The sequence below is a fragment of the Sedimentibacter sp. B4 genome, from assembly GCF_000309315.1.
GTDB classification, from domain to species: domain Bacteria; phylum Bacillota; class Clostridia; order Tissierellales; family Sedimentibacteraceae; genus Sedimentibacter; species Sedimentibacter saalensis.
In genome coordinates, this window is sequence record NZ_CANG01000202.1 from 1 (window position 1) to 211 (window position 211).

At 72.0% G+C, this 211-nt stretch carries 1 protein-coding gene; it reads left to right on the top strand.

Annotation, left to right across the window (positions count from 1 at the left end; all coding sequences use genetic code 11):
- The coding region (gene pgk, locus BN358_RS28720; protein WP_157593360.1) for a phosphoglycerate kinase at positions 1 to 211 on the top strand (211 nt) is incomplete at both ends.

Sequence of the window (211 nt, forward strand, 5' to 3'; positions counted from 1 at the left end):
CGGGAACACCATCACCGACGATGGTCGGATCCGGGCGGCGCTGCCGACCCTGACCCTGCTCAAGGACGCCGGCGCGAAGGTGGTCGTGATGGCCCACCTGGGCCGGCCCAAGGGTGAGGTCAACCCCAAGTACTCGCTCGCCCCGGTCGCGAAGCGGCTCGGCGAGCTGATCGGCGCCGACGTCACGCTGGCCGGCGACGTGGTCGGCGAG